18 protein-coding genes are annotated in these 25,567 nt (G+C 58.8%); 8 read left to right on the top strand and 10 right to left on the bottom strand.

The genetic code is table 11. The features are described from left to right. The first annotated feature begins 56 nt into the window (after positions 1-56). A complete protein-coding gene (metH, locus tag DXH95_RS14585; protein WP_115550293.1) occupies positions 57-2,693 on the top strand; it encodes a methionine synthase in 2,637 nt (878 codons plus the stop codon). 290 nt (positions 2,694-2,983) lie between these two features. On the opposite strand, the gene DXH95_RS14580 is transcribed toward metH, so the two are convergent. Further along, positions 2,984-4,195 (bottom strand): cation:proton antiporter, encoded by a 1,212-nt coding sequence (locus DXH95_RS14580; RefSeq protein WP_115550292.1) that lies wholly within the window; start codon positions 4,193-4,195, stop codon positions 2,984-2,986. A gap of 206 nt (positions 4,196-4,401) precedes the next feature. Here DXH95_RS14580 and DXH95_RS14575 point away from each other — a divergent pair, with 206 nt between their 5' ends. Then, complete coding sequence (locus DXH95_RS14575) at positions 4,402-5,346, top strand: right-handed parallel beta-helix repeat-containing protein (RefSeq protein ID WP_115550291.1); 945 nt, start codon at positions 4,402-4,404, stop codon at positions 5,344-5,346. An 18-nt stretch (positions 5,347-5,364) separates the two neighbouring features. Here DXH95_RS14575 and DXH95_RS14570 read toward each other — a convergent pair whose 3' ends face one another. From DXH95_RS14570 to DXH95_RS14560, 3 genes are all read right to left on the bottom strand, one after another. Further along, positions 5,365-7,293, bottom strand: coding sequence for an ATP-binding protein (locus tag DXH95_RS14570; RefSeq protein WP_239016683.1), 1,929 nt, complete (start codon positions 7,291-7,293; stop codon positions 5,365-5,367). Between the two features lie 76 nt (positions 7,294-7,369). Further along, positions 7,370-8,137 carry a TIGR02186 family protein gene (locus DXH95_RS14565; protein WP_115550289.1) on the bottom strand — a complete coding sequence of 256 codons (768 nt, stop codon included), beginning with the start codon at positions 8,135-8,137 and terminating at the stop codon, positions 7,370-7,372. Between the two features lie 2 nt (positions 8,138-8,139). Continuing rightward, entirely contained in the window at positions 8,140-9,054 is a 915-nt protein-coding gene (locus DXH95_RS14560; protein WP_115550288.1) for a sulfite exporter TauE/SafE family protein, read from the bottom strand. Positions 9,055-9,246: 192 nt separating this feature from the next. Here DXH95_RS14560 and DXH95_RS14555 point away from each other — a divergent pair, with 192 nt between their 5' ends. Beyond that, positions 9,247-10,083, top strand: a complete 837-nt coding sequence (locus tag DXH95_RS14555) for an endonuclease/exonuclease/phosphatase family protein (protein WP_115550287.1) — start codon at positions 9,247-9,249, stop codon at positions 10,081-10,083. Positions 10,084-10,095: 12 nt separating this feature from the next. On the opposite strand, the gene DXH95_RS14550 is transcribed toward DXH95_RS14555, so the two are convergent. Together DXH95_RS14550 and DXH95_RS14545 are read right to left on the bottom strand one after the other, a co-directional pair. Then, on the bottom strand, positions 10,096-12,801 hold the full coding sequence (locus tag DXH95_RS14550; RefSeq protein WP_115550286.1) for a valine--tRNA ligase: 2,706 nt from the start codon (positions 12,799-12,801) through the stop codon (positions 10,096-10,098). 71 nt (positions 12,802-12,872) lie between these two features. Then, positions 12,873-14,939, bottom strand: a complete 2,067-nt coding sequence (locus DXH95_RS14545; protein WP_115550285.1) for a S9 family peptidase — start codon at positions 14,937-14,939, stop codon at positions 12,873-12,875. A gap of 87 nt (positions 14,940-15,026) precedes the next feature. On the opposite strand from DXH95_RS14545, the gene thrC reads away from it, so the two are divergent. From thrC to DXH95_RS14525, 4 genes are read left to right on the top strand one after another with little or no spacing between them, the layout of a single operon-like run. Then, entirely contained in the window at positions 15,027-16,421 is a 1,395-nt protein-coding gene (gene thrC, locus DXH95_RS14540; RefSeq protein ID WP_115550542.1) for a threonine synthase, read from the top strand. Next, on the top strand, positions 16,393-17,295 hold the full coding sequence (locus DXH95_RS14535; protein WP_115550284.1) for an RsmD family RNA methyltransferase: 903 nt from the start codon (positions 16,393-16,395) through the stop codon (positions 17,293-17,295). The genes thrC and DXH95_RS14535 overlap by 29 nt, the downstream gene beginning before the upstream one ends. Before the next feature lies 1 nt (position 17,296). Further along, entirely contained in the window at positions 17,297-17,665 is a 369-nt protein-coding gene (locus tag DXH95_RS14530) for a dihydroneopterin aldolase (protein WP_115550283.1), read from the top strand. After that, complete coding sequence (locus DXH95_RS14525) at positions 17,662-18,417, top strand: SDR family oxidoreductase (protein WP_115550282.1); 756 nt, start codon at positions 17,662-17,664, stop codon at positions 18,415-18,417. Before DXH95_RS14530 ends, DXH95_RS14525 begins: the two co-directional genes overlap by 4 nt. Here the strand turns inward: DXH95_RS14525 and DXH95_RS14520 are convergent. Genes DXH95_RS14520 through DXH95_RS14505 form a run of 4 tightly spaced genes read right to left on the bottom strand, consistent with a single transcriptional unit; the run spans position 18,414 to position 23,575 of the window. Next, positions 18,414-20,183 (bottom strand): hypothetical protein, encoded by a 1,770-nt coding sequence (locus tag DXH95_RS14520; RefSeq protein ID WP_115550281.1) that lies wholly within the window; start codon positions 20,181-20,183, stop codon positions 18,414-18,416. The two genes, DXH95_RS14525 and DXH95_RS14520, sit on opposite strands and share 4 nt — an antisense overlap. A gap of 16 nt (positions 20,184-20,199) precedes the next feature. Further along, complete coding sequence (locus DXH95_RS14515; protein WP_181883704.1) at positions 20,200-21,576, bottom strand: sulfatase-like hydrolase/transferase; 1,377 nt, start codon at positions 21,574-21,576, stop codon at positions 20,200-20,202. Further along, the gene (locus DXH95_RS14510) at positions 21,573-21,983 is read right to left on the bottom strand and encodes a GtrA family protein (protein WP_239016682.1); all 411 of its coding nucleotides are present in this window, start codon (positions 21,981-21,983) and stop codon (positions 21,573-21,575) included. The genes DXH95_RS14515 and DXH95_RS14510 overlap by 4 nt, the downstream gene beginning before the upstream one ends. Before the next feature lie 5 nt (positions 21,984-21,988). Further along, entirely contained in the window at positions 21,989-23,575 is a 1,587-nt protein-coding gene (locus DXH95_RS14505) for an NAD(P)/FAD-dependent oxidoreductase (RefSeq protein ID WP_115550278.1), read from the bottom strand. Positions 23,576-23,955: 380 nt separating this feature from the next. Here DXH95_RS14505 and DXH95_RS14500 point away from each other — a divergent pair, with 380 nt between their 5' ends. Further along, positions 23,956-25,476 (top strand): DEAD/DEAH box helicase, encoded by a 1,521-nt coding sequence (locus DXH95_RS14500; protein WP_115550277.1) that lies wholly within the window; start codon positions 23,956-23,958, stop codon positions 25,474-25,476. Positions 25,477-25,567: the final 91 nt, after the last annotated feature.

Below are 25,567 nucleotides of genomic sequence, written 5' to 3'. Positions count from 1 at the left end.
CCATTGAGAAAACCTCCAACGGCCGCGGCCTTCGCCGGGGCGACGAGTAAGAAAAAATGAACCAGACCGCCAACACCGCCCGCCCCACCGGCTCCTCGTTCGTCAACATCGGCGAACGCACCAACGTCACCGGATCGGCCAAGTTCAAGAAGCTGATCCTCGCCGACGACTATGAAGCCGCAGTCGAGGTCGCGCGCGATCAGGTCGAAAATGGCGCGCAGATTATCGACGTCAACATGGACGAAGGCCTGCTCGATGCCGAGTTGGCGATGACGACTTTCCTCAAGCGCATCGCTGCCGAACCCGATATCGCGCGCGTGCCGGTGATGATCGACTCCTCCAAATGGAGTGTGATCGAAGCGGGGCTGAAATGCGTTTCGGGCAAGCCTGTGGTCAATTCGATTTCGATGAAGGAAGGCGAGGAAGCCTTTCTGCATCACGCTCGCCTGTGCATGGCCTATGGCGCGGCCGTCGTCGTGATGGCATTTGACGAAACCGGCCAGGCGGACACCAAGGAGCGCAAAGTCAGCATTTGCAAGCGCGCTTATGATCTGCTGGTCGGCATCGGCTTCCCGCCCGAGGACATCATCTTCGATCCCAATATCTTCGCGGTCGCGACCGGTATCGAAGAGCATAATAATTACGGTGTCGACTTTATCGAGGCGGTCAAGGAACTGCGCGTGCTGTGCCCGCATGCGCATTATTCGGGCGGCCTTTCGAACCTGTCATTCAGTTTCCGTGGCAACGAACCCGTGCGCCGTGCGATGCACAGCATCTTCCTCTACCACGCCATCCCTGCCGGACTCGACATGGCGATCGTCAATGCCGGGCAGCTTGATGTCTATGACACGATCGATCCTGAACTGCGCACCGCCTGCGAAGATGTGATCCTGAACAAGGACCCTGACGCGACCGAGCGCCTGATCGCGCTTGCCGAACGGTATAAGGGCACCGACGCCGCGCAGGAAAAGGCCGCCGCCGAATGGCGCGGCTGGTCGGTCGAACGGCGCATCGAGCATGCGCTGGTCAAGGGCATCGACGCGCATATCGTCGAGGATACCGAGGAAGCGCGCCTCGCGATCAAGGAACGCGGCGGACGCCCGATCGAGGTGATCGAAGGTCCGCTGATGGACGGCATGAATGTCGTCGGTGACCTGTTCGGCAGCGGCAAGATGTTCCTGCCCCAAGTGGTCAAATCGGCGCGCGTGATGAAAAAGGCGGTTGCCCACCTCTTCCCCTATATCGAGGCTGAGAAAGACGAAAACTCCAAGGGCAAGGGCCGGATCATCATGGCCACGGTCAAGGGCGACGTCCATGATATCGGCAAGAATATCGTCGGCGTGGTGCTGCAGTGTAACGGCTTTGAAGTCATCGACCTTGGCGTCATGGTGCCATGGCAGGAAATCCTCAAAAGCGCGGTCGAAAATGACGCCGACATGATCGGGCTGTCTGGTCTGATCACCCCCAGCCTTGATGAAATGGTTACGGTGGCAGAAGAAATGCAGCGCGCGGGGATGACGATGCCGCTGCTCATCGGTGGGGCCACGACGTCAAAAACGCACACCGCGCTGCGCATCGAGCCGGTCTATTCGGGGCCGACAGTGCATGTGCTCGATGCCAGCCGCGCAGTCGGTGTAGCCTCCACCTTGGTCAGCGATACGCTCGCCGAGAAGTTCGTCGCCGACACCCGCGCCGAATATGGCCATATCCGCGACGCACGGTCGGGCAAGACTGCCAAGCCGCTGGCCACGCTCGAAGAAGCGCGCGCCAATGCCTTTGAAATCGACGAAAGCCTGAAACCCGGTGCACCGCTGCAGCCCGGTGTGCACGTCTATGACGATTGGTCGCTTGCCGATCTGCGCGATTATATCGACTGGACACCCTTCTTCCGCGCCTGGGAACTGCACGGCAATTATCCCGCGATCCTCGAAGACGAAGTGGTCGGCGAAAGCGCGCGGCAATTGTTTGCTGACGCGCAGGCAATGCTCGACAAGATCGTTTCGGAAAAATGGTTGCGCGCAAAGGGCGTTGCGGGGCTGTGGCCTTGCGCGCGTGAGGGCGACGATGTCGTCATCTATCTCGACAATGAAGAGCATGTCCGCCTGCCCTTCCTGCGCCAGCAAGTGGCCAAGCGCGAAGGCCGTGCGAATATGTGTCTCGCCGATTTCATCAGCCCCGATGGCGACTGGATCGGCGGCTTTGCGGTCACGACGGGCCATGGCATCGGCACCAAGCTCGCCGAGTTCAAGGCGCATATCGACGATTATTCGGACATCATGCTGAAGGCACTCGCCGACCGCCTGGCGGAGGCCTTTGCGGAACGCATGCACCAGCATGTCCGCAAGGAACTATGGGGCTACGCCCCTGACGAGCAGCTGACCAACGAGGCGCTGATCCGCGAGCAATATCGCGGCATACGTCCTGCGCCAGGTTATCCCGCCTGCCCCGACCACAGCCTGAAACCGGTGCTGTTCGACCTGCTCGACGCCACCCATCGCACCGGCATCACCCTGACCGAAAGCTTCGCAATGCTCCCAACCGCAGCGGTCAGCGGCTTTTACTTCGGCCACCCGCAAAGCGAATATTTCGGCGTAGCACGGATCGGCGAGGATCAAGTGGCGGATTATGCCGCGCGGCGCGGGCTGGATTTGGACAAGGCACGGCAATATTTGCGGCCGAATTTGAATGAGTGAGGGGACGGAAGCTGCTTGAAATGTAGGACTTCATTTGTCAGCGTGCCGCTCTCCCTTTGCGCAAGTGATGGGTCGGCTCTTTGACATTGTGAGCCACCATTTTTCCCAATTGCCAATCTAATGTGTTGCTGGCTGGGCTTCGTTGGCTGTGGCCTTGAATTCAAACAAGAATAGTCGGGTCAAAGTTTCTCCGCGTGGGCTGCCATCGGTGCTGGTGACACAGAAAAAGCAGTTTTCTTTTTTAGGCGATCATGCGTCGCTTTTGACGCTTTTGAAAATTTAACCGCCAATCATCCTGCCTTTTTCAGCAGCCCCGCCAGCGCCTTCAACTTCGGCGTCACCACCGGGATCGTCAGCATCGTCGAAGCCACTGCCATCAAAAGCAGTGCGGTGAAGGTTTCATTGGTGATGATATCCTTATCGAGCAGGATATTGGCAAAGATGATCATGATCAGCGCCTTGGTCTGCAGCAGCCAGCCGATGATCGATGCCTCGCCCTTCTCCCACTTCAATATGCGGCCTGCGATATGGATTCCCGCGAGCTTGCCGACGACTGCCGCGACCAAAAGCAGGGCTGCGGCTCCAAAGACCGCGACTCCGCCGACATCCCATTGGGTACGCAGCCCGGTCGAGAGGAAGAAAACCGGCATCACCGCAAGCAATATCGTGTTCCGGAAATTGTCCATATCCTTCAGCGTGAACCATTTGGCGTCGAGCACCGCGCCCGCCAGGAACGCGCCGACCATATAATGCAGCCCCGCCCAGTCGGCGGCCAATCCAGCGGCGGCAAGCCAGATCAGGCCCACATACCATCGGTCGCGTTCAGGGATGCGGACCATGAGCCAGCGGATCGCCAGTGTCAGCGTACCGAAAAGCAGAAGGAACGCCCCCTGCCGCCCGATCCTGTCCCAATCGAGCAGGATCAGCGCGAGCACGCCCCAGATCGCGATATCATCAAGACTGGCATAACGCAGGATGCGCTGGCCTATGGGCTCGCGCAAAATCTCCAATTTTTCCATCAGCAGCACGAGGATGGGCAGTGCCGTGACCGCGCAGGCCATGCCGATGCCGACAATCACCTGCCAGCGCGCACCTTTTTCACCTGCCCAGCCATCGCCGGTCTGAAGCAGCACGATGGCTGCAAGGCTGCCGAACAATAACGGCGTGAACAGCGCAAAGCCCGCCGTCACGCCGGTTTCGCGCCGCCGCTTCCACGCCTCGTCAAGATCAAGCTCGATCCCCGCCACCCAGACAAACATCATCACCGCCCACCAGGCAACACCGTTCAGCGCGGTGACGACTTCGGGCCGAAAGACGAAGCTGTAATAATCAGGAAAGGTCGCGCCGAGTACGCCGGGGCCGAGCAATATGCCCGCGACGATCTGCACCACCACCAGCGGCGCATAATATTCGGTCCGCCCCAGCCGCCAGACCAGATAGGGCAGAGTGAAGATGATCAGCATCGCCAGCAGGAAAACTTCGGTTGTGGTAACCGTGTGCATATACCCTCCACTCGCCGTCGATTCTGTGTCGACAGTCCTGGCCGAGAAGTAGCATCATCCACGCCCGTCGCAAGCAAGGCAGGACCGGCCATTCATGAATAGCTATGTCCCCTAAATGGACAGGTGAAGGCATCTGTGGTTAACCCGCTGGCAGAAATCGCCGGAAGCAGGCACATTTGAAGCAAAGCCAAACCGGAAGAAATATCATGAACCGTTTCCCGCTCCTCCTCATTCCCGCCATCGCCGCGATAGCCACTGCCTCGGCAACCGCCCAGCAGGGTTCGGCACCCTTCCAGATTGCGGAAAATGGTCGGACGTTTGGCGAGCTGTACGAAGCTATCGAAGCCATTGGGGATGGTCAGGGTACGATCATCATCGCGCCGGGCACCTACCGCAGCTGCGCGATACAATCCAAAGGGCATATCTCCTACCGCGCCGAGGTGCCGGGACGCAGCATATTCGACGGCGGCATTTGCGAGGGCAAGGCGGCGCTGGTGCTGCGCGGCCAGTCTGCCGCGATTGACGGCTTGGTTTTCCAGAATATGCGTGTGCCCGACGGCAATGGCGCAGGCATCCGGCTGGAAAAGGGCAATCTGGCGATCACCCGCTCGGTCTTTCGTAACAGCGAGCAGGGCATCCTGACCGCGCAAGACCCGGCCGGAGAGATCATCATCGACCAGACGACTTTCAGCGAGCTTGGCCGCTGTGACCGGGGCCTGTCCTGCGCGCACAGTATCTATATCGGCGATTTCGCCTCGCTAACCGTTACCCGCAGCCGCTTTGAACGCGGCAATGGCGGCCATTACGTCAAAAGCCGGGCGGCGCGCGCGATTATCCAGAACAACGCTTTTGACGATACACGGGGTCAGCTAACCAATTACATGATCGATTTGCCAGCGGGCGCATCGGGCATGATCAGCGGTAATGTCTTTGTGCAGGGGCAGGACAAGGAAAATTACAGCGCCTTTATCGCGGTCGCAGCAGAGGGCCGCCAGCGAAGCAGCGCGGGCCTTGCCATAAGTGGCAATGACGCGAGCCTTGGTACCGGTGTTGACCGCAACACCGTGTTCCTCGCCGACTGGTCAGGCGACGCCATCGTGCTGGGCGCGAACCGGCTGGGCCGGGGCCTCAAGCCCTTTGAGAAGCGTTAGGCCTTAACGCCGCCTCAATTATCGTCCTTGGGCACGCCAGCGGCGGACGACACGGTCAAGGATTTCCTCTTCGCCGCCGGTTTCCTGCCACAGGACAGAGAAGAGCGGATCTTCGGAAGCCGGACGCCGTTCTTCTTCCAGCGTGTCGAGCGCTACGCGGATCGGGATCGAGACGCCTTCTCCGCAAATAATACATTCGCGATTGCGAAGCGCCGGAATCGAATCGAGGAAGCCGCGCGCGCCTTCGGGCATCGCCGCGCGAACATAGGCCTGGTCGCGATCATTGTTCAGACGCATCGAAATGATGGTACCGCACTGCGACAGCACACCTTCGGCCAAATCCGACGGACGCTGGGTTATCAGGCCAAGCGACACACCATATTTACGGCCTTCCTTGGCGATGCGTTCAAGAATGGTGCGGACGGCACTTGCCCCCGACATCCGGTCTGACGGAATATAGCGGTGCGCTTCTTCGCAGACCAGCAAGATCGGGCGCTGCGGTTCGTTGCGCGACCAGATGGCATAGTCGAACACCAGTCGTGAGAGCACTGCAACCACGGTCGAAGTGATGTCCGACGGCACCGCGGAAACGTCAATAATCGAAATCGGCTTGCCCGCGCTGGGCAGGCGGAAAATTTTCGACAGAAAGTCAGTCATGCTGTCGCCGACAAGCATGCCCGAGAACATGAAATTATAGCGCGGATCGGCCTTGAGTTCTTCGATTTTGGATTTCAGCCGCATATAGGGCGCGGAATTGGTCGCCTTGTCGAGCTTGCCCATTTCATTCTGGATGATGTTGGTCAGATCCGACAGCAGATAGGGTACCGGCGCATCGACTGTCAGCTTGCCGATGGATTCGGCAATTCGGCTCTTAGAGCGTGCCTGCAACAGGCATTTTGCAAGGATGTCAGCGTCTGTCTGCCAATCGTCCCCTGTCGAATTGATAAGCACCTCGCAATGTTCGGCGAAATTCATCAGCCAATAGGGCATCGCCAAGTTGTTGACGTCGTAAAGCGCGCCATTGCCCTTGAACGCCGCGCTATATTCGCCGTGCGGGTCGATCATCACAATATGGCCCTGGGGGGCGAGGTCGCAGATCTTGTGCAGAATGAGCGCAGCACTGGTCGATTTACCGGTACCGGTTGAACCCAGCAGTGCAAAGTGCTTGCCAAGCATAGCATCCACATAGAGCGAGGCACGGATATCGCGCGTCGGAAACACGGTGCCGATAGCGACATGAGCGCGGCCGTCAGCTGCATACACCTGTTTCAGGTCGGGGCTGGATACCGCGAAGACCGATGATCCCGGAACGGGGTAGCGCGTCACACCGCGACGGAAGTTATAGATTTTGCCGGTCAGCCGCTCCTCATCGCCTTCGCCGAGGAAGTCGACGGCTGCGATGATCGACGCGGCGTCAGCCATATCGAGGCGCTGGGTACGGATATTGGCCAGCAGCCATACATTGCCCACCCGGATCTTGACCTGGCTGCCCACCTGACCCGCCATGGCAATCGCCGGGTCCTGATGGTTGGCGAGGTCGTTGATCAGTTTGGCGCTGAGCTGCACCTGCGAGCCCGAGCCTGCAATTTCGATCACTCGTCCAATTTCGTAAAGAGTGTTGCCTGCCGCCTGATGGCTTTTCTGGGCATCATTTTGTCCAGCACCTTGGGATGCGGGCGCAACCGCCGGACGCGGCGCGCTTTGCAAAGCAGCTGAAGGCTGGGCCGGTGCTGCTGCTGTAGCGGACATATGTGGACTGGGTGCGGGTTGCGACGGGGCATGACCCTGAGCGGGTGGCATTTGCTGTCCACTGGTCGGCTGGACGGGTGGGCGTGGCGCAGGATTGGCAGGGGCATAGGATACCGGTCGGGTTGCAGCGGCGTCGTCACTCGATGGCTGAAACGGCTGCGCATTCCCAAAACCGCGACCGGGAAAATTATCTGTCATGTGCTAACCCTTATTGCTTCCTTTCGAAAGCTAGGTCGGCAAAGTTAATTAATGGATAACCGCGACGATTTTCTGCCTAAAGCCGCCGGAAAACATAGCCCGCAAACCAGCCAAGAAAGAGCGAAATCAGAACGGCAAATGCGCCATAGAGCAGGCCATATTCCTGCGCCATGATCGTGATGAAACGCTCGAACCCGGTCTTACTGATTTCAACCACCACGCTGTCGTCAGCAACAATCACCCGGCCATTCCGGATCAGCAGCGTTTCAGCGACATAGCGGCCTTCGGGCACGCTCGACGGTATAGTCAGACGCGCACGGTACAGAACCTGATCGGTGATATCGACAGCACCTGCCGCTTCGGCGAACAGCCCGTCACGCCGGTTGAGGTCGACCAGACCGTTGGTAAAGCGCCGAACTTCGCTGGTCTGGATTTCACCTGTGGGCGACAGTTGCAGGCGCTTTAGCCCCAGTTCGTAAATCGCAGCGGTCCGTGCATCGACAATCTTGTCGATCGGGCGCGAGGAGGCGATGGCGTAATAGGCTGGGGCTGAACGGAAATCGATGCTTTCGGCATTGACCCAGATGCCCGCCACCTTTTGCTTTTCACGCAAGATGATAGGCCGTGTCGGGCCGCGCAGAACGACTGCCACGTCGACTTGCCCTTCGGGTGCTACGCCACGCGGATAGATGATTGCCCCGAAAAGCAACAGCTCTGCGCCGGTAAAACGCGACTGGATGTTGATGTTGCGCTGCGACACATCGGGAACCAGCTTGGGCTCGACCGCCGTTTGCGCAAGTGCAGGAAGCGGGAAAAGCAGTGCAAGAATAAGGAGCAGCCGCATAATCACAGAAACTGCACCGTGTAGATTTCATCGGGCTGCCAACCCAGACCCAGCGCCATGCGCAAAGCGACAATCAGCACGATTGCCGCAAGCAAGAGCCGCAGATAATCGGGCCGCATCCGTTGCGCGAGCCTTGCACCAATCTGCGCGCCGGTGACGCTGCCAATCAGCAGAAAAACCGCCAGAACGATATCGACCGCGCGCGTCGTCAGGCTGTGCACCATCGTCGAGGACATGGTGACGAACAAAATCTGGAACAGCGACGTGCCAACCACGACATTGGCGCTCATGCCAAGGATGTAGAGCATCGCGGGGACCATTATAAACCCGCCGCCCACACCAAGTAGCATGGTGAGGATACCTGTCAGAAAGCCGAGGATCAGCGGAGCCAATGGCGAGATATACAGCCCCGAACGGTAGAACCGCCAGCGCCCGGGCAGATTTGCGACGAGTGGGTGGTGTCGTCTTTTACGCGGTGGCAGCGGCTTTCCGCTGCGCGTGGCGGAAACGCTCTGCCAGGCTTCCTTCGCCATCATGCCGCCGATGCTGCCGAGCAAAACCGTGTAGAGAATGTTGATGACCGTATCGATTTGGCCCCACGCCTCCAGCACCTCAAACAGAACAGCGCCGAAAATCGTACCTAGCAAGCCGCCGGCCACCAGCACCGCGCCCATATGGAAATCGACCCCGCCGCGTCGCATATGCGCAAAGACGCCTGACACACTCGCGCCAGTCACCTGCGTCGAAGCGGAGGCTGCGGCGACCATCGGCGGGATGCCGTAAAAGATCAGCAGCGGCGTCGTCAGGAACCCGCCGCCAACGCCGAACATGCCCGACAGCATCCCCACGGCTCCGCCGAGCAGGATGATCACGAAGATGTTCACCGACAGCCCGGCTATAGGCAGGTAGATATCCATCGCGCCGCGCTAGCTTCCTTCCCCTGAACGCCGCACGAATGGCAACGCAGGCGAAACCCTAAACCGATTTTGCGGCGCGATAAAGGCGTCTTGGAGCCTTTGTCAGCAGCCGTGTGGCTGTGATGCATCTCACGGACTTTTGGGTTCGACTATGCAATCATTCTGATCCTATCGAGTCGGAAGAAAATCGACATGGCGAAACTGTTTTCGGTGGCATCGTGGAACGTCGAACATTTCAAGGGCGATGGCCCGGATTCGGCGCGGGTGGACAGGGTGGTCGCCTTCCTGGCCGAACAGAAACCCGACATTTTCGGGATGTTCGAGGTCGAAGGCAAAACCGTGTTCGAAACGCTTATGCAGCGCATGCCCAATTATACCTTCCAGATTACAGAGGGGCAGCAGACACAGGAAATCCTGATCGGCGTAAAGCGCACAATGACCTCTCTGATCACCCAGCGTACTGAGTATAAATCCGGCACCACTCATATGCGGCCCGGGCAGCTGGTTTCGTTCATGGTGGGGCAGGAAAAATATGCCGTGCTCTTCCTGCATCTCGCAAGTGGAGTCGATCCGCGCGGCATGGGACTGCGCGATGATATGGTGATGCGGGCCATCGACTTCAAAAAGACACTCGACAAACAGGCAGCGCCCGGCGAGCGCGCCAATTATATCTTCCTAGGCGATCTCAACTCGATGGGTCTCGAATATCCCGGGCACAATATCCCGAGCACCGACGAGCTCAACAAATGGGATAAGGAGACGAAAAAGGCCAAATACAAGATGCGCCGACTGCCCAAGACCCACGCCAACAGCTGGTCGAATGGCAGCACATCGTCGATCCCCGATTCAGCACTCGACCATGTGTTCGCGGCCGACCACCTGACCTTCAAGACATTCGCCGCCGCCGATGGCTCACAGGCAGAAGTAGCAGTGCGCGGCTGGACCGATGCGACGACACCAGCCGCGAAGGACAAATGGATCAAGGATCATTCGGACCACAGCCTCCTCTATTTCGAGGTGCATGGCTAAGACCCGAAGGCTCTATCCCAAACGCGCAAGCGCTGCGCTCAGCCTTTCGACCTCGGCGGCCTTTTCGGCATGATCGGCACGGGCTTTTTCCACTGCTTCCGGCTTGGCCTTTTCGACAAAGGCGGGGTTGGAAAGGCGGCCTTCCAAGGACTTGGCTTCCTTTGACACCGCCTCGATCGCCTTGCTGATACGCGCGCGTTCGGCGTCGAGATCGATGATGCCTTCCAGCGGAATAACAAAGGTTGCCTCATCGACCACGATTTGTACGGCGCCACCTGCAGGCGCTTCAGCATCAGAGATGCTGTCAAGCCTCGCCTGACGCACAATCGCTGCCGTCTGACGCTCGATGCGCTCCAGTGTTTCTGCAGACGCGTCACGGACAAATGCGTTGAGCCGCGCGCCCGGTGCGATGCCGAGCTCATTCTTGGCGCTGCGCACTTCGGTGACCAGCTGGATCAGCCAGTTGATTTCTGCACCTGCGGCAAGATCAAGATCAGCCTTCGGTTCAGGCCATTTGGCGATGATCAGGTCGTACTGACGCTCGCCCATTGCATGCCATAGCTCTTCGGTGATGAAGGGCATGAAGGGGTGGAGCATGACGAGAATCTGGTCGAGCACCCAGCCCGCGACCGCCTTGGATTCTTCATCCATCTCGCCCTTCTCGCCATCGACGAAGCTGGGCTTGATCAGTTCCAGATACCAGTCGCAGAAAGTGCCCCAGGCGAACTGGTAGATGGCATCGGCCATCGCGTCGAAACGATATTCGTCAAACGCCTTGTTGAGCTTTGCCAGCGTTTCAACCACCTCGCCGATGATCCATTTGTTGACCGCAAGGCTCGCCTCCGGCGCGCGCAGCGTGGTCGATGCGCCGATGCCGTTTGACTGGCAGAAACGCGCGGCGTTCCACAGCTTGGTCGCGAAGTTGCGATAGCCTTCGACGCGGCGTTCATCCATCTTCACATCGCGGCCCTGGCTTTCCATCGCCGCCATGAAGAAGCGCAGCGCATCGGCGCCATATTTGTCCATCAGGATCAACGGATCGACGACATTGCCCTTGGATTTGGACATTTTCTGCCCGTCCGCCGCGCGCACCAGCCCGTGCAGGTAGAGCGTCTTCCACGGCACTTCTTTCATGAAGTGCATCCCCTGCATCGCCATGCGCGCATCCCAAAAGAAAAGGATGTCGAAGCCGGAGATCAGGACGTCATTGGGGTAGTGACGCTTCAACGCCTCGGTCTGGTCGGGCCAGCCGAGCGTGCCGAAGGGCCAAAGCGCGGAGGAAAACCAGGTGTCGAGGACGTCATTGTCCTGCGTCAGTGCAACACCTTCGCCTGCAAGCGCCTGTGCGACGGCTTCGTCTTCGGCGACATAGACCTGTCCATCGGCGTCGTACCAAGCCGGAATCCGGTGCCCCCACCAAAGTTGGCGGCTGACGCACCAGGGCTGGATATTCTCCATCCAGTTGAAGAAGGTCTTCTCCCAGCTTTTGGGGACGATATCGATCCGCCCGTCGCGCACGGCCTGTATCGGCGGCTGGGCGAGCGTTTCGGCATCGACATACCATTGGTCGGTCAGCCAGGGCTCGATCACCACACCGCCGCGATCGCCAAAGGGCGTCTGGATGGTACGCGGTTCGGTGTCGAGTTCAGATTCCTCGCCATCCGCCGATTTGACGATATGCGGAACGAGGCGGCCCAGCGCCTTCATCTGTTCGACCACAGCAGCACGCGCATCGAAGCGATCCGTGCCGACCAGATCGGCAGGGATCAACCCGTCCGCCGTCTGCACCACGCGGGCCTCGGCGTCGAACATGTTGAGCATGTCAGCAGGCTTTATTCCTGCACGTTTGCCAACCTCAAAGTCATTAAAATCATGTCCGGGGGTGATCTTCACCGCGCCCGAGCCCAGTTCCGGATCGGCATGCTCGTCTGCGACTATCGGCACGCGGCGACCTGTGATTGGCAGCTCGACAAATTTGCCGATCACGCTTTTGTAGCGCGGATCATCGGCATTCACCGCGACCGCCATATCGGCGAGCATCGTTTCGGGGCGGGTGGTGGCAACGACAATATGGTCCGCGCCATTGTCGAGCTTCACGCCGTCGGCCAGCGGATAGCGGAAGTGCCAGAAATGGCCCTTCACCTCGCGGGTTTCGACTTCAAGGTCCGAAATCGCGGTTTTCAGCTTCGGGTCCCAATTGACCAGCCTTTTGTCGCGATAGATCAGCCCCTGATTATACAGGTCGACAAAGACCTTGAGCACCGCGCGGTTGAAATGCGGGTCCATGGTGAACTGTTCGTTCGCCCAGTCCATCGAGCAGCCAAGGCGGCGCAGCTGGCGGGTAATCTGCCCGCCGCTTTCCGCCTTCCATTTCCAGACGATGTCGACAAATTCGTCGCGGCTGTAATTGGTGCGCTTGTCCTGACGCTCCTCCAGCTGGCGTTCGACCACCATCTGGGTCGCGATACCGGCATGGTCCATGCCGACGACCCACAACGCATCCTTGCCCTGCAAACGGGCGTGGCGGATCAAAATGTCCTGCAGCGTATTGTCGAGCGCATGGCCGATATGCAGACTGCCCGTCACATTCGGCGGCGGGTTCACAATGGTAAAGGGTTGCGCATCGGGGCGCTCGGGGCGGAAGGCGCCGCTCGTTTCCCAATGCTCAAACCATTTGGTTTCGATTGCTGCCGGGTCGAATGTCTTGTCGATAGTCATGGGCCCGCGCCTTACCCGCGCTTTGGCCAAAGGAAAACCCCTCGCCTTTGCCTGAGGCGAGGGCTTTGGCCCTATTTGCCACCTTTCAGATGCTTCGCCACCCAATCGAAAACCGTGCGGTGCCACTGGATCGAATTTTTGGCCTTCAATATCCAGTGATTCTCATCGGGGAAAACGAGCAGCTTGGATTCGATCCCCTGCCGTTGCAGCGCTGTGAAGGTCGCCAACCCTTGCGAATAGGGAATACGGAAGTCCTTCTCGCCATGGATGACCAGCATCGGTGTTTTCCATTTGGTGACATGGTTTACCGGGTTCCATTTCTCGGCATCCTTGCGGCTCCACCATGGGCCGCCATGATCCCATTCGTCGAACCACAATTCCTCGGTTTCAAATGCCATTGCCCGCAGATCGAAAATACCCGCATGGTTGACAAGACATTTGAACCCTTCGGGCCAATTGCCCGCGATCCAGTTCATCATATAGCCGCCATAGCTGCCGCCCAACGCGCAGGCGTTGGCGGTATCGAGCTGTGGATCGATCTTGCCCAGTTCGGCCATGCCAAGCTTCAGGTCGGCTAAAGGCTTTCCACCCCAATCCTGATTGATGCTGTCGGTAAAGGCCTGTCCATAGCCAGACGAGCCATGGAAATCGATCGTCACCACGGCATAGCCCTGCGATGCCATCACCGCCGGGTTCCAGCGGAACGACCAGCTGTTGCCGAACGAGCTTTGTGGGCCGCCATGCACCAGCAACAGCACCGGCAACTTGCCCGACGCGCCTTGCGGCTTGACGATCTGGCCATGCACCCGGCCGCCATTTGCACCTGCAAAGCTGAACTTCTCATAGCTTACGGGATCAAGTTCCTTGTAGAGATCGGCATTCACATTGGTGAGGCGTGTGGTCTTGCCCTTGGCATCTATCCACACCAGATCCGCCGGTGCCGCGATGCTGTTTATCGCATAAATTATCCCGCCATTGGACAGCGGAACCACCTCCGAAATAGCGCCGCGATCAGTCAAGCGCGTGACCTTGCCTTTCAGGTCAACCCGGAACAGCGGGCGTTCGAGCGTATCCTGCGCGGTGACGAGCAAGCTTTTGCTGTCCGCTGCCCAGGCAATCGATTCGACCGAGCGGTCCCACTGATCGGTCAGCGCCGTTACGCGACCGCTGGCCTTGTCCATCAGCATCAGTGTCTGCTTGTCGGCCTCATAACCCGGACGCGCCATTGCCGCCCATGCCATCCATTTTCCGTCGGGTGAGGCGGCGGGCAGCGTGTCGGTCGCCTGATTGTCTGGCGTCAAATTTTTGGGATCGCCCAGCCCATGTTCGGACGCATAAATATCGAGATTGGTGGAGCGTGGTTCCTCCGCATCCGCCTTACGCAGGGCAAAGTACAGCTTCTGGCTGTCCGCGCTCCACGCGATTTCCTCTCCGCCACCGCTGGGCTTTGAAGGCGTATCGCCGATAAGGGTTTCAGCGCCATCGCCGTCCATGTTGAGGCCACCCGCCAATTTGCCATCGGCCCCGATTTCAAAGCTGAACAGGCGGCTGTAATTGCCCGGCGTTTCCCATGAGTCCCAATGGCGGACGAAGAGCTGATCATATGCGCGACCTGTGCCCGGTCCCGGCTTTGAGCCGTCGCCATCGCTGTCACAGCCGAAATCTTCGCAATCGCGGGCAATATCCCCCCAAACAGCAACCCTTTTGCTATCGGGCGACAATTTGAATCCGGCGATTTCGGCTTTGAAATCGCTCACCTGCGTGCTGGTCTGGTCACCAAGATCATAGCGCCAAAGCTGGTCCGATCCGCTCACATCACTGAGATAATAGATTGACTTGCCATCGAGTGCGAAGGCCGGACTATGTTCATTGAAGTCAGGCTTGGATGCAATTTTCCACGGCCCTCCTTCCTTGCCATCGACACGGTACAGCCAAAGGTCGCTGCGCCGTTTGTTCGCAGCCAGATCGGTTTCCTGAAGCTGATAGGCGACCAGTTTTCCGTCGGGCGAAGCGGTCGGCGAAGCCAGCCGTTTCATCGTGGCAAGATCAGTCTCGGTCATGGGACGCGCGGAAGCGGGCACGATAGTGCCACCGGCTATGGCCAAAGCAAGTAACGAAGCAGTGAAATAATGTTTCATGGCGGCGGATTATCGGGCGAATTGGCGCGACGCAAGCTGCGTGCACACTTGCGCCATATTGCTGCACCCGCTAACGCCGCGCGCGTCATGCAGTATATCAGCACCAGGGGAAATGCGTCGAACCTCGATTTTGCGGGGGTAACGCTGGCGGGGCTCGCAAGCGACGGCGGGCTCTATGTCCCCGGTGCATGGCCCACTTTCACGCAGGCCGAAGTCGCCGCGATGCGTGGCCTTCCCTATGTCGATCTGGCCGCCAAGGTGATGGCGCCCTTTACTGCGGGAAGTCTGACCGAGGACGAACTTCGTGAACTGTGTGCCGCAGCCTATGGCAGTTTCTCGCACGCTGCGGTCACCCCGCTGACTCAGCTAGACAACCAGCAGTGGCTGCTCGAATTATTTCACGGCCCGACGCTGGCGTTCAAGGATGTTGCGCTGCAGCTGCTCGGCCATCTGTTCGAACGCTTTTTGAGCGGCGGTGACAAAGCGCTGACCATTGTCGGGGCCACCTCGGGCGATACCGGCTCGGCTGCTATCCACGCGGTGGCTGGTCGCGAGAATATCGAGATATTCATGCTCCACCCGCATGGCCGCGTGTCGGACGTGCAGCGGCGGCAGATGACGACGGTGCTTGCCCCCAATGTCCACAATATCGCCATCGAAGGCAGCTTCGACGATGCGCAGGCGATGGTGAAGCGGATGTTTGGTGACAGCGAAGTCACCAGTGCGATCACTTTGTCGGCGGTCAATTCGATCAACTGGGCACGGTTGATGGCGCAGGTGGTCTATTATTTCTGGGCCGCGCTGCAACTGGGTGCGCCCGAACGCAAAATTGCCTTTTCGGTGCCCACCGGTAATTTCGGCGATGTTTTTGCCGGCTATGTCGCGGCGCAAATGGGTCTGCCAGTCGAGCGATTGATCGTTGCAACCAACGTGAACGACATCCTCCATCGCGCGCTCGCCAAGGGTGACTATTCGGTCGGTACCGTCACGCCGACTGCAGCACCTTCGATGGACATTCAGATATCGAGCAATTTCGAACGCTTGCTGTTCGACCTAGAAGGCCGCGACGGGACGACCACCGCATCGCGGATGAAAGTGTTCGAGCAGATGGGCAAAACTGCGCTGTCCGCTGATATGCGCGGACGTGCCAGTCTGTTCAAAAGCATGCGCGCTGATGCCGATGAAATGTCGGGCGCGATGCGCTGGGCCTATGAGAAATGCGCCGAGATTATCGATCCGCACACCGCGATTGCGCTCCACGCTGCGCGCAATTCGGGCATTGCTGCGGATATTCCAGTGGTGACGCTGGCAACCGCGCATCCAGCCAAATTCCCCGATGCGGTCGAGAGGGCAACCGGTGTGCGCCCCTCGCTACCGGCCCGGGTCGGCAATCTGTTTGACCGCGAGGAGCGCTTCATCGTGCTGCCTTCGGATTATGTCGCGGTGCGCGACCATGTGCTGGGCCATGCCGCTCGCGCCTGATTTCGTCACCCTCGTCAGCGAGCCGAGGCCTGATTACACGCTGATCGACAGCGGCAATGGCCGCAAACTCGAATCCTATGGCAACCGCCGCTTCATCCGCCCCGAGCCGCAGGCGATGTGGGATCCGGCCACTGCCGACTGGCAGGCCGACGGCGAATTCGTCCCCGGATCGGACGAGGATGGCGGCGGCCGCTGGTACTATGAAAAACCGGTGCCGCAAGATGGCTGGCCGCTCACATGGAATGACGAAGTCAGCTTCACGGCGAGCTGCACCCCCTTTCGCCATCTCGGCTTCTTCCCCGACATGGACCCCGTCTGGCGCTGGATGCGCGGAGAAATTGACGGTATTTCCGAGCCCCATTGCATGAACCTGTTCGGCTATACCGGCGTTGGTACGCTCGCCTTATCTTCGGCAGGCGCGCAAATGGTGCACGTCGATGCGTCGAAAAAGTCCGTCGCACAAGCACGCGAAAATGCCGCGCTTTCGGGCATGTCGGAACGACCAATACGCTGGATCGTCGACGACGCCGCCAAATTTGTCGCGCGCGAAGTGCGACGCGAGCGGCGCTATGATGGAATCCTGCTCGACCCGCCCAAATATGGCCGTGGGCCCGATGGCGAGGTATGGCGGCTGGAGGAAGACCTACCCGGCCTGATCGCCAATTGCCGCGAACTGCTCGACGCCAATTCACGTTTCCTCTTCCTCACCGTATACGCCGTCCGCATGTCGGCGATCGCGCTCGGCAACCTGCTGCAGGCGCATTTTGCCGACCTGCCCGGCAAGGTCGAATTTGGCGAACTGGCTGTTCGCGAGCAAGCGCGTGGGCTATTATTACCTACCGCCATCTTCGCTAGATGGTCACAACAGGATTAAGATGACAGACTTACTCACCCTCGAAGTGCACGACCTGCACGTCAATGTGCTCACCGGCATTTACAGCCAGGAGACGCACCTTCCCCAACCGCTGCACATATCGGTCAGCGCTGATCTTGAGGTCGCCCCCCATTATGCGCCCGATACCCCGCTGTCGGCATCGAAAAACTATATGGCGATCAAGGAAGCCGCGACGGTCTTTCCCGAAGGCGTGCACTTCACGCTGATCGAGGCGGTGGCCGACCATATCATAGACAGGCTGTTCGCCGCCGACCCGCGCGTCCAGAATGTCAGCGTCAAGATCATCAAGCTGGCGATATCGGAAGATGGCGAATCGATCGGCATCACGCTGACAAGGCATCGTAAGTGACACGCCCGCTTGCGCTGGTCACCGGAGGTATGCGGCGGCTGGGCGCGGTGATTGCAGCGCAGCTTGCCGATGCAGGATATGATCTCGCGCTGACCAGCCACGGCGATGGGACACCAGATGCAGATCTAGCAGCGGCATTGGAACGTAACGCCTCCAACTGGAAACATTTTCCCGCCGATCTTTCGAAAGAAGGTGCGGCGGCAAAATTGATGTCTGAAGTGCTGGCCCATTTCGACCGCGCACCCGATCTGCTGGTCAACAATGCCGCGATGTTCGGGCAGGATGGGTGGGAGGAAATGTCTGCCACCACTCTGAGCACCCACTTTGGGCTCAATCTTTTCGCACCTCTATTGTTGAGCCGTGCGCTGGTGCAGGCATCAGGTGAAACGGCCCAGCCCGCCATCGTCCACATCGTTGACCAACGCATCACAAACCCCAATGGTGACCAATTGAGCTACACGCTGTCGAAGCAAGCGCTGGCCGGCTCGGTTCGCTCGCTCGCGGCGGCGCTCGGCAAACGCGCACGAGTCAACGGTGTCGCGCCCGGCCTTGTGATCCCGACCGACGACTATGACGATGTACAGATGCAGCGGCTCAACGATGACATGCCGCTGGGTCAGCTACCTGATGCGCAGGCAATCGCGGAAGCCATACTCTATCTGGCCAAGGCCCGCCATGTGACGGGTCAGATGGTATTCGTCGATGGTGGCGCACATCTAAGGAGCTACCCGCGCGACTTCATGCACCTTTAACGCACGCGCCATACTTTCAGCCCCTCGCCCATATCCGGCATTTTTTCCAGCCAATCCGGCGTGTTGCTTTTGGCCAGTTGCGCCCAGAGACCGTCGGGGTTGCGCTTCGCATAGCCCTGCATTTCGGCTTCATCCAAGCAGCCGACGATGTGCGTCACCTTGTGGCGTTTAACGATGACAAGCGACTGCGTGGGCGGTAGCCGATAAATATCGATATGTGCGCGCATCCCCTTTTCGTTGCGGTGGTGGCTCGACGCCATGACGCTATGTGGGGTGGTGAGCAGGATTAACGGCCCAATGTCGAAAGGGGCGACGATATTCGCCTTTTTCAATCCAGCGAGAGTTGAGACCGATTCGACCGACTCACATTGTTTCGCGGCAAGTGCAGCAGGCTGTTGGTCGGCTGATGCCTCGGCAGCGGCCTTCTGCGAAAAAAACGAGGCCACTTGCGAAATAAAAGCGCCCGGCATGAGCATCAGGATCATCAGCGCCACTAGCACAACGCGGCGGACAGCTTTTTCTTCAGTGCGATACCGGCCAAACAATGTGGCAATACCGACAGACAAAAGTGGCACTGCGATCAACGTAGCGACCGAAATAGTCCGGAACACCAGCAATGCCAGCAGCGCTGCATAGACCAGCAACACGGCAAGACCGGCATAATCCGCCTTCTTGTCTGCCTCTACCGAACGACCAAGGAACAACAAGGTTACAGCACCCGCTATCGGTACACCCAAAAGCGAAAGGGCGATGGTCCACTTTTGATGCCAGACTGGCATCCCTTCGTTCACGCGAACATACCAGTAATCGCGCACTACGGGGTCCATGGTCGAAAATGCACCCTTGGCGCACATGGGTGCCTGCCACAGCAATATCGCAAGTGCAGCAGTGCCAGCAGCACCCAGCGCGGCCAGTCGCAGCCATTTATTCGAAGGCAATACAAAACTCGCAGGCACAATGATCGTGCCCGCGGCAACAATCGCGAAGACATGCGCGGGCGAAATCGTGTCGCAATAATTGTGTGCCGACAGCCCGCCCAATTGGGTGCCGAAGAACAGCACGAAACTCGCGATCAGGAATGTTCCGACCGTATAGCCCAGCCGGGCTCCGCTTTCCCCGAAAATCGCCCAGCGCCAGCCTAGCAATCCGAAAAAGGCAGCCGTCACCGGTGCCCCTTCAAGCGAGATGTGCAGCCAGACCGCCAGCGCGAACCCCATGCAAATCCCTGCTTTGCGTGCGGCAGGCCAGAACAGCGTCCACAGTGCCAGCGCCGCACAGACCAGTTGCCATCCATGATGGTCAATCCGCATCGGTCGCAGTTGCATCGAAATGGCAGGCGAGACCATCGTCATGACGACTGCCACAGCGCCAGCCAACGGCCCACCGAGGCGCAAAGCGATACGGCCGAGCATATAGGCAACAAGACCATAGCAAAGCAGCGGAATCAGTGTGCCCGCAATCATTTCAGCGACAGCCGGACCGAAAAGCGGTGTTGCCAACATCACTATCAGAGCAAGCGGAATTTCGATCAGCCGTGACCAGTGCATCGGACCGCCCTCAGGGGCATAAAGCCGGTACTGGGTGGTATCAAACCAGCTTTGCCCGCCAAGAAAATCGCGCAACTGCACCAGCCGCAACTGGTCATCCGGATCCCATCCGGAACGGGTGCTGATGCCCGACCAGCTCGAATAGGTCAGAATCGCTGCAATCCCGAACCAGATAAACAGGGCCAGTTTCGGCAGAGCTTCGCGGCCACTGTTCTGCATCAAACTATCCACTCGATTAGTTCGACTGGGGCTGTGTTGCCGACTTGTGCCGCAAATACAGCCAGGGCACCTTCGCCGGATCAAACTGGGTCCGGTGATGCCGGTCGAAATAGGGCGGCATATGATCGCCGACGATCAATATGTCGGCTTCGGGAAAATCAGAGGCCGCAATTTCTTTCGCAAGCGCTGCGAAAATATCATCATAGATCGCAAATTGCCTGCAAATCTGCGGATACTCGCTTTTCAGCAGCGGAGATACCCGCTCGCAATTATCGACATTCAGATTGAGCCCTGCGGGTACCGGCAGGTGCGAATTGAGCGTCAGCCAATAGAGGAAGGTCGGTTTATCTGCAGATTTCAACCGCGCTGAAATCTGGCGCGGAATATCGCGGTCGCAGGCGCCGGGGAAAACACCTCCGCATTTTTCAGAACCCTCCGCAACCATGTCGTTTTTGAAGGCCAGGTGTTGGAATCCGACATTGGGATACCATTTTTCAAGCGCAAAGAAATTCGGCGTGAAACTGTGCATTGCTAATGTATCATAACCCTTGGCAGCCAGCTTGGCCGGAATACATGCATCATCCTTGCGGTCAACAAGGTCATAATAGTCGCCCCAGCGACCGCATAGTTCGCGAATCTCGCCTGCGGTGGTGCTGTTATAATAAGGCGATGAGCCCCGGCTGAAATCGAATTTTGCCCGCACAGCTTTGTCCTGCAACAGCGGGGCGAACATCAGTCGCGACATTTCGGCATTGCCCTGCGGCAGGCCCATAGCTTCGACCACTATCAGGATCAGGTGCCGCTTACCGTCTGCACGGGTTACAAAACCGCTGCTGTTGGTGGCCGAGTCAAAGGTTGCGCCAGCCGGTGCCGCCCGGAAATAATGGCCACGCATGTCCCGGCCCATCCACAGGTCGACGGCAGCAAGCGTGAAGAAAAGTCCGCCCGCCCCAGCGATCAGCAATGGCCGCGAGAAATGCGTATCACGCTTTAGCAGCCGCCAACCAATGGCCATGATTGCAAGAATTGCGACGGCAGCACCGATATAATCATAAGAGTTAGCAGGCTTGATTTCGGCAAAAAATTGCAGCGAATAGAGGAGCGAGGAAATGTTGAGGTTGAACAAGCCGCCAACAAATTTGAGCGTCGAATAGAGCAGACTGCCGACAAAGGCCGTATAACGTATCCAGAAAGACGCGCGCATCACCACCAGACCGACAAGGCCGGTATAGACGATATCCAAGTGACGCGGTGGCGCGCCCGAGAACCACAATATGGCAAAGCCGATATTGGCGAGCACAACCCAGATGAGCAACCAATGGCCAAAGCGTTTCAATTGTTCATCAACGCCCCAGAATGGAGGGCGAGAGGCCTGTGCCGTTAGAGTTGTCACCGGAAAACCCCCCATTTACGCAACGCATAGACCGCGAAGAAACTGACCCCGACGGCGGCACCCTTCGATGGAATAGGATGCACCCCCGCCCTGCCCAACAGCTCCACCGTCGCCACCGTTATGCCCAGTCCGGCGAGCGCAGACCCGGCAAACAATGCACGCTGGATGTGCAGCGCCGCGCCTTCCCGAGTCTTGCCCGTGAAGACCAGATTGGCGCTGACCAGCCAATGGACAATGATACCTGCACAATAGCCAGCCGCCGAAGCCAGCGTCGGATCGACCTTTACTGCGACGAGGCTGGAAAACAGCGCCACGTCAAAGGCAAGCGCGATGATGCTGGCGACGAGGTAGCGGGTTATCGTGAACCGCTGCCAAAGCTGCATGGCGGAGGCAATTGCCCGATCCATGAGTTTTAGGCCGCCTTGTCTATCTTGCGGGGTTCAGCGTCAGCCGCGGATGTGACGCGGGTCGGCACATCACGTTCTGACGTCAGCGCGGCGGCCTGATCTTCGGTCACCTTGACCACGATCTTTTCCTGTTCACCTTCATCACCCGCTTCATGATATTCGGCGTCTTCGTTGACGTTCCAGATATTATAAACGCGGGCACCAGCCTCGATATTCTCGACCGTCAGCATCGCGGTCATCATCGCATGGTCCTGGTTGTTGTAGCGGTGCATGCCGTTGCGACCGACCATATGCAGCGTCGGATATTTGCCTTCAAGCTCCGAACGCATCGCCTCGACATTGGCAGCATAGCTGTCGTCATAAACCGGATAGGCCTTTTCCTGACGCACCACCGCACCGCCGACAACGTCTTCGGGGTTGCACAGGCCAAGGATCGCCATTTCCTTCTTGGCAAGCTCGACCAGATCGGCATCGCTCGACGACCAGAGGCCATCGCCTTCGAAGCAGAAATATTCGAGGCCGACGCAGGCGATCGACGGATCGGGCACCATTTCGGGTGACCAGCTGCGGAAATTCTGTACGCGGCCGACCTTCACCTTGCTGTCATGGATGTAGATCCAGTTATCGGGGAACAGGTCGTCCGACTTGATCATCAAGGCGACCGTCAGGAAGTCGCGATATTTCAGGTTCGATGCCTCGAGCGAGGTCTGCGGCAGCGGATGGATACGTGCCGATAGCTCGCGCATCGGGGCAGAGCTGATCACATGGCGGGCCTGGATGACGGTCTCGCCGCCATCAGCCTTGGTCGCCGACAGGCGCCAATTGCCCTTGGCATCCTGCGCCAGTTGCTTGAAGCTGTGGCCCATCAGCACGTGGTTGCCCTTGGCGACAACAAAATCGCGTGCGGCATCCCACATCATGCCCGGCCCCAGCCGCGGATAGCGGAAGGTTTCGAGCAAGGTCTTGGTTTCCATGCCGTCATTGGGCTTTTTGTTGAGACCAAGGCTGCGCTTCAGCCCGTCGATTACCGCAGCGCCGAGCGATAGACCCTTGATGCGCTGGGCGGCCCAATCTGCCGACATTTCGTCGCAGGGCATGCCCCATACCTTTTCGGTATAGGTCTTGAAAAAGATCGAATAGAGCTTGTGACCGAACTGGTTGACCGTCCAGTCTTCAAAGCTACGAACCTTCGTGTTCGGGAAAGCCTTGGCCTTCACATAGCTCGCCATGCACAGCGTCGAACGCACGATGCCGAGGTTGAACAAGGCTTCAAAGGCGCGCAGCGGATAGCTGTAGAATTTGCCTTCATAATAGATGCGGCTCATGCGCGGACGCTGGATGAAATCATTGGGCAGGATTTCGTTCCACAGGTCGACAACTTCCTTCGATTTCGAAAAGAAGCGGTGGCCACCAATGTCGAAGCGATAGCCGTCAACCTCAACGGTGCGGCTGATACCACCGACATAGCGTTCGTCTTTTTCGATGACGGTGACGCTATAGCCCCTTTTCGACAGCAGATAGGCGGCGGTCAGACCGGCAGGCCCCGCGCCAATGATTGCTACGTCTACAATACCCTGTTTTTGCCCCGACATTGTCGCATTTCCTCCAGCGAATATGTGCTTTCGGGGAAATCTCTGAACGAAATTGGATAATGAAAAGTTAACGAGGCACATTGCACGCGCTCGAAAAGTGAAAATTGCCGCGGCGCGTAATTTTCTTGCTTTTTCGACGCGCCAAGCCCATATGGCCCCCAAGCGCATGAGGCGAGCGGAGATAACCGCCGCAGTATCGACAGCGTGAGAGCTTGTTCAAAAGCTCCGTCGATCGAGAGATGCGCGCAGCCAAGAGGCTTCCCAATTCACGCGGGGTGGTTTCCAAGGGGTCGGCGTTTCGCTTACCCTTAAACCCGCTTGTGCGCCGCGCGTTGCCCTAAGGCCGCGCGAGCTGCATCATGCATGTTTGAAAGTTTATTATGTCTTTTTTTGAAGAACTGGGCCTTGCCCAACCCCTCCTGAAGGCCCTTGCCGCTTCGGGATATGATACCCCGACCCCGATCCAGATGCAGGCGATCCCGCCGTTGCTGGAAGGTCGCGACCTGTGCGGCATCGCGCAGACCGGCACCGGCAAGACCGCTGCCTTCGCGCTGCCATCACTTCACCATTTCGCCACCAACATCAAACCGCGCGTGCCTTATGGCTGCCGGATGCTGGTGCTTTCGCCGACCCGCGAACTCGCCGCGCAGATTGCGGAAAAGTTCCGCGACTATGGCAAGTTCCTGGGCCTCACCGTCAACTGCGTGTTCGGCGGCATGCCGATTTTCACACAGAAGAAGAAGCTGCAGGCCGGCACCGACATTCTAGTTGCCACACCGGGCCGTCTGCTAGACCTGATCGAGCAGCGCGCGCTGAGCCTGAAGGACGTTGAAATCTTCGTGCTCGACGAAGCCGACCAGATGATGGACCTGGGCTTCATCCACGCGCTGAAGCGCATCGACCTGATGCTCCCCAAAAAGCGGCAGAGCTTGTTCTTTTCGGCCACCATGCCCAAGGCGATTGCCGAGCTGGGTAACCGTTTCCTCAACAACCCCGTGCGCGTCTCGGTGACGCCGGCGGCGACGACTGCGGAACGCGTCGATCAATTCGTCACCTTCGTCACCCAGGGTGAGAAGCAGGCCCTGCTCAACTATCGCCTTAAGGATGAGGCAGTCGAGCGTGCGCTCGTCTTCACCCGCACCAAACATGGTGCCGACCGTGTAGTCCGCCATCTGGCGGGAGCGGGTATCAAGGCAGCCGCTATCCATGGCAACAAGAGCCAGGGTCAGCGTACGGCAGCGATGCAGGGCTTCCGCCACGGGCATCTCAAGGTGCTGGTCGCAACCGATATCGCCGCACGCGGTATCGATGTGCCCGGCGTCAGCCATGTGTTCAATTACGAGCTGCCCAATGTGCCCGACCAATATGTCCACCGCATCGGCCGCACCGCGCGTGCCGGCGCCGATGGCATCGCGGTCAGTTTTGTCAGCGATGACGAGCGCGGTTATCTGAAGGATATCGAGCGGCTGACCAAGGTTCGCTTGATGCAGGTTGGCCTTCCCGAAGGTTTCCGCCAGCTGGTTGCAGAAATGCCCAAGCCGGTTGTCGCCAAGCGCGAAGAACAGCCGCGCCGTGCAGGCGGTCGCCCCGGCGCCGAGCGTCAGGGGCAAGGCCGCCCCGGCGGTCGTCAAGGTTCAGGTCGTGCGCGTCCGGCCCATGGCAGCCCGTTGATGAGCCGCGACGGTTATGGCCGCGATGAAATCCCGGTCCGCGATGATCGTAACAGCGAACGTCGTGACGACCAGCGTGCGCCCCGCGCCGACAACCGCCCCAACCACAAGCGCGGTGGGCCACCGATTAGCGCTGCCTCGCAAGGTCGCGACGGTGACCGCCCCCGCAACTATGGCCCCAAACCGTCGGGTGTGGGCAAGTTCAAGACTGCGGTGAAGCGGGCGCGGTAAGTAAATTCCTCTCCCGTTGGGGAGGATATGAAGCCTTGGCGCATAGCGCCTAGGCGGAGTTGGTGAGGGGTTTTATCCTGTCGACAGGGCA

This window comes from Sphingorhabdus pulchriflava (assembly GCF_003367235.1).
GTDB classification, from domain to species: domain Bacteria; phylum Pseudomonadota; class Alphaproteobacteria; order Sphingomonadales; family Sphingomonadaceae; genus Sphingorhabdus_B; species Sphingorhabdus_B pulchriflava.
The sequence above is the reverse complement of the archived record's forward strand: the minus strand, read 5'-3'. Positions and strand labels throughout refer to the sequence as shown.

Bases quoted from the DNA above. Each gene is read 5' to 3' on its own strand.
- metH (WP_115550293.1), top strand. From the start codon at position 57: ATGAACCAGACCGCCAACACCGCCCGCCCCACCGGCTCCTCGTTCGTC.
- DXH95_RS14580 (WP_115550292.1), bottom strand. From the start codon at position 4,195: ATGCACACGGTTACCACAACCGAAGTTTTCCTGCTGGCGATGCTGATC.
- DXH95_RS14575 (WP_115550291.1), top strand. From the start codon at position 4,402: ATGAACCGTTTCCCGCTCCTCCTCATTCCCGCCATCGCCGCGATAGCC.
- DXH95_RS14570 (WP_239016683.1), bottom strand. From the start codon at position 7,293: ATGACAGATAATTTTCCCGGTCGCGGTTTTGGGAATGCGCAGCCGTTT.
- DXH95_RS14565 (WP_115550289.1), bottom strand. From the start codon at position 8,137: ATGCGGCTGCTCCTTATTCTTGCACTGCTTTTCCCGCTTCCTGCACTT.
- DXH95_RS14560 (WP_115550288.1), bottom strand. From the start codon at position 9,054: ATGGATATCTACCTGCCTATAGCCGGGCTGTCGGTGAACATCTTCGTG.
- DXH95_RS14555 (WP_115550287.1), top strand. From the start codon at position 9,247: ATGGCGAAACTGTTTTCGGTGGCATCGTGGAACGTCGAACATTTCAAG.
- DXH95_RS14550 (WP_115550286.1), bottom strand. From the start codon at position 12,801: ATGACTATCGACAAGACATTCGACCCGGCAGCAATCGAAACCAAATGG.
- DXH95_RS14545 (WP_115550285.1), bottom strand. From the start codon at position 14,939: ATGAAACATTATTTCACTGCTTCGTTACTTGCTTTGGCCATAGCCGGT.
- thrC (WP_115550542.1), top strand. From the start codon at position 15,027: ATGCAGTATATCAGCACCAGGGGAAATGCGTCGAACCTCGATTTTGCG.
- DXH95_RS14535 (WP_115550284.1), top strand. From the start codon at position 16,393: ATGTGCTGGGCCATGCCGCTCGCGCCTGATTTCGTCACCCTCGTCAGC.
- DXH95_RS14530 (WP_115550283.1), top strand. From the start codon at position 17,297: ATGACAGACTTACTCACCCTCGAAGTGCACGACCTGCACGTCAATGTG.
- DXH95_RS14520 (WP_115550281.1), bottom strand. From the start codon at position 20,183: ATGCAGAACAGTGGCCGCGAAGCTCTGCCGAAACTGGCCCTGTTTATC.
- DXH95_RS14510 (WP_239016682.1), bottom strand. From the start codon at position 21,983: ATGGATCGGGCAATTGCCTCCGCCATGCAGCTTTGGCAGCGGTTCACG.
- DXH95_RS14505 (WP_115550278.1), bottom strand. From the start codon at position 23,575: ATGTCGGGGCAAAAACAGGGTATTGTAGACGTAGCAATCATTGGCGCG.
- DXH95_RS14500 (WP_115550277.1), top strand. From the start codon at position 23,956: ATGTCTTTTTTTGAAGAACTGGGCCTTGCCCAACCCCTCCTGAAGGCC.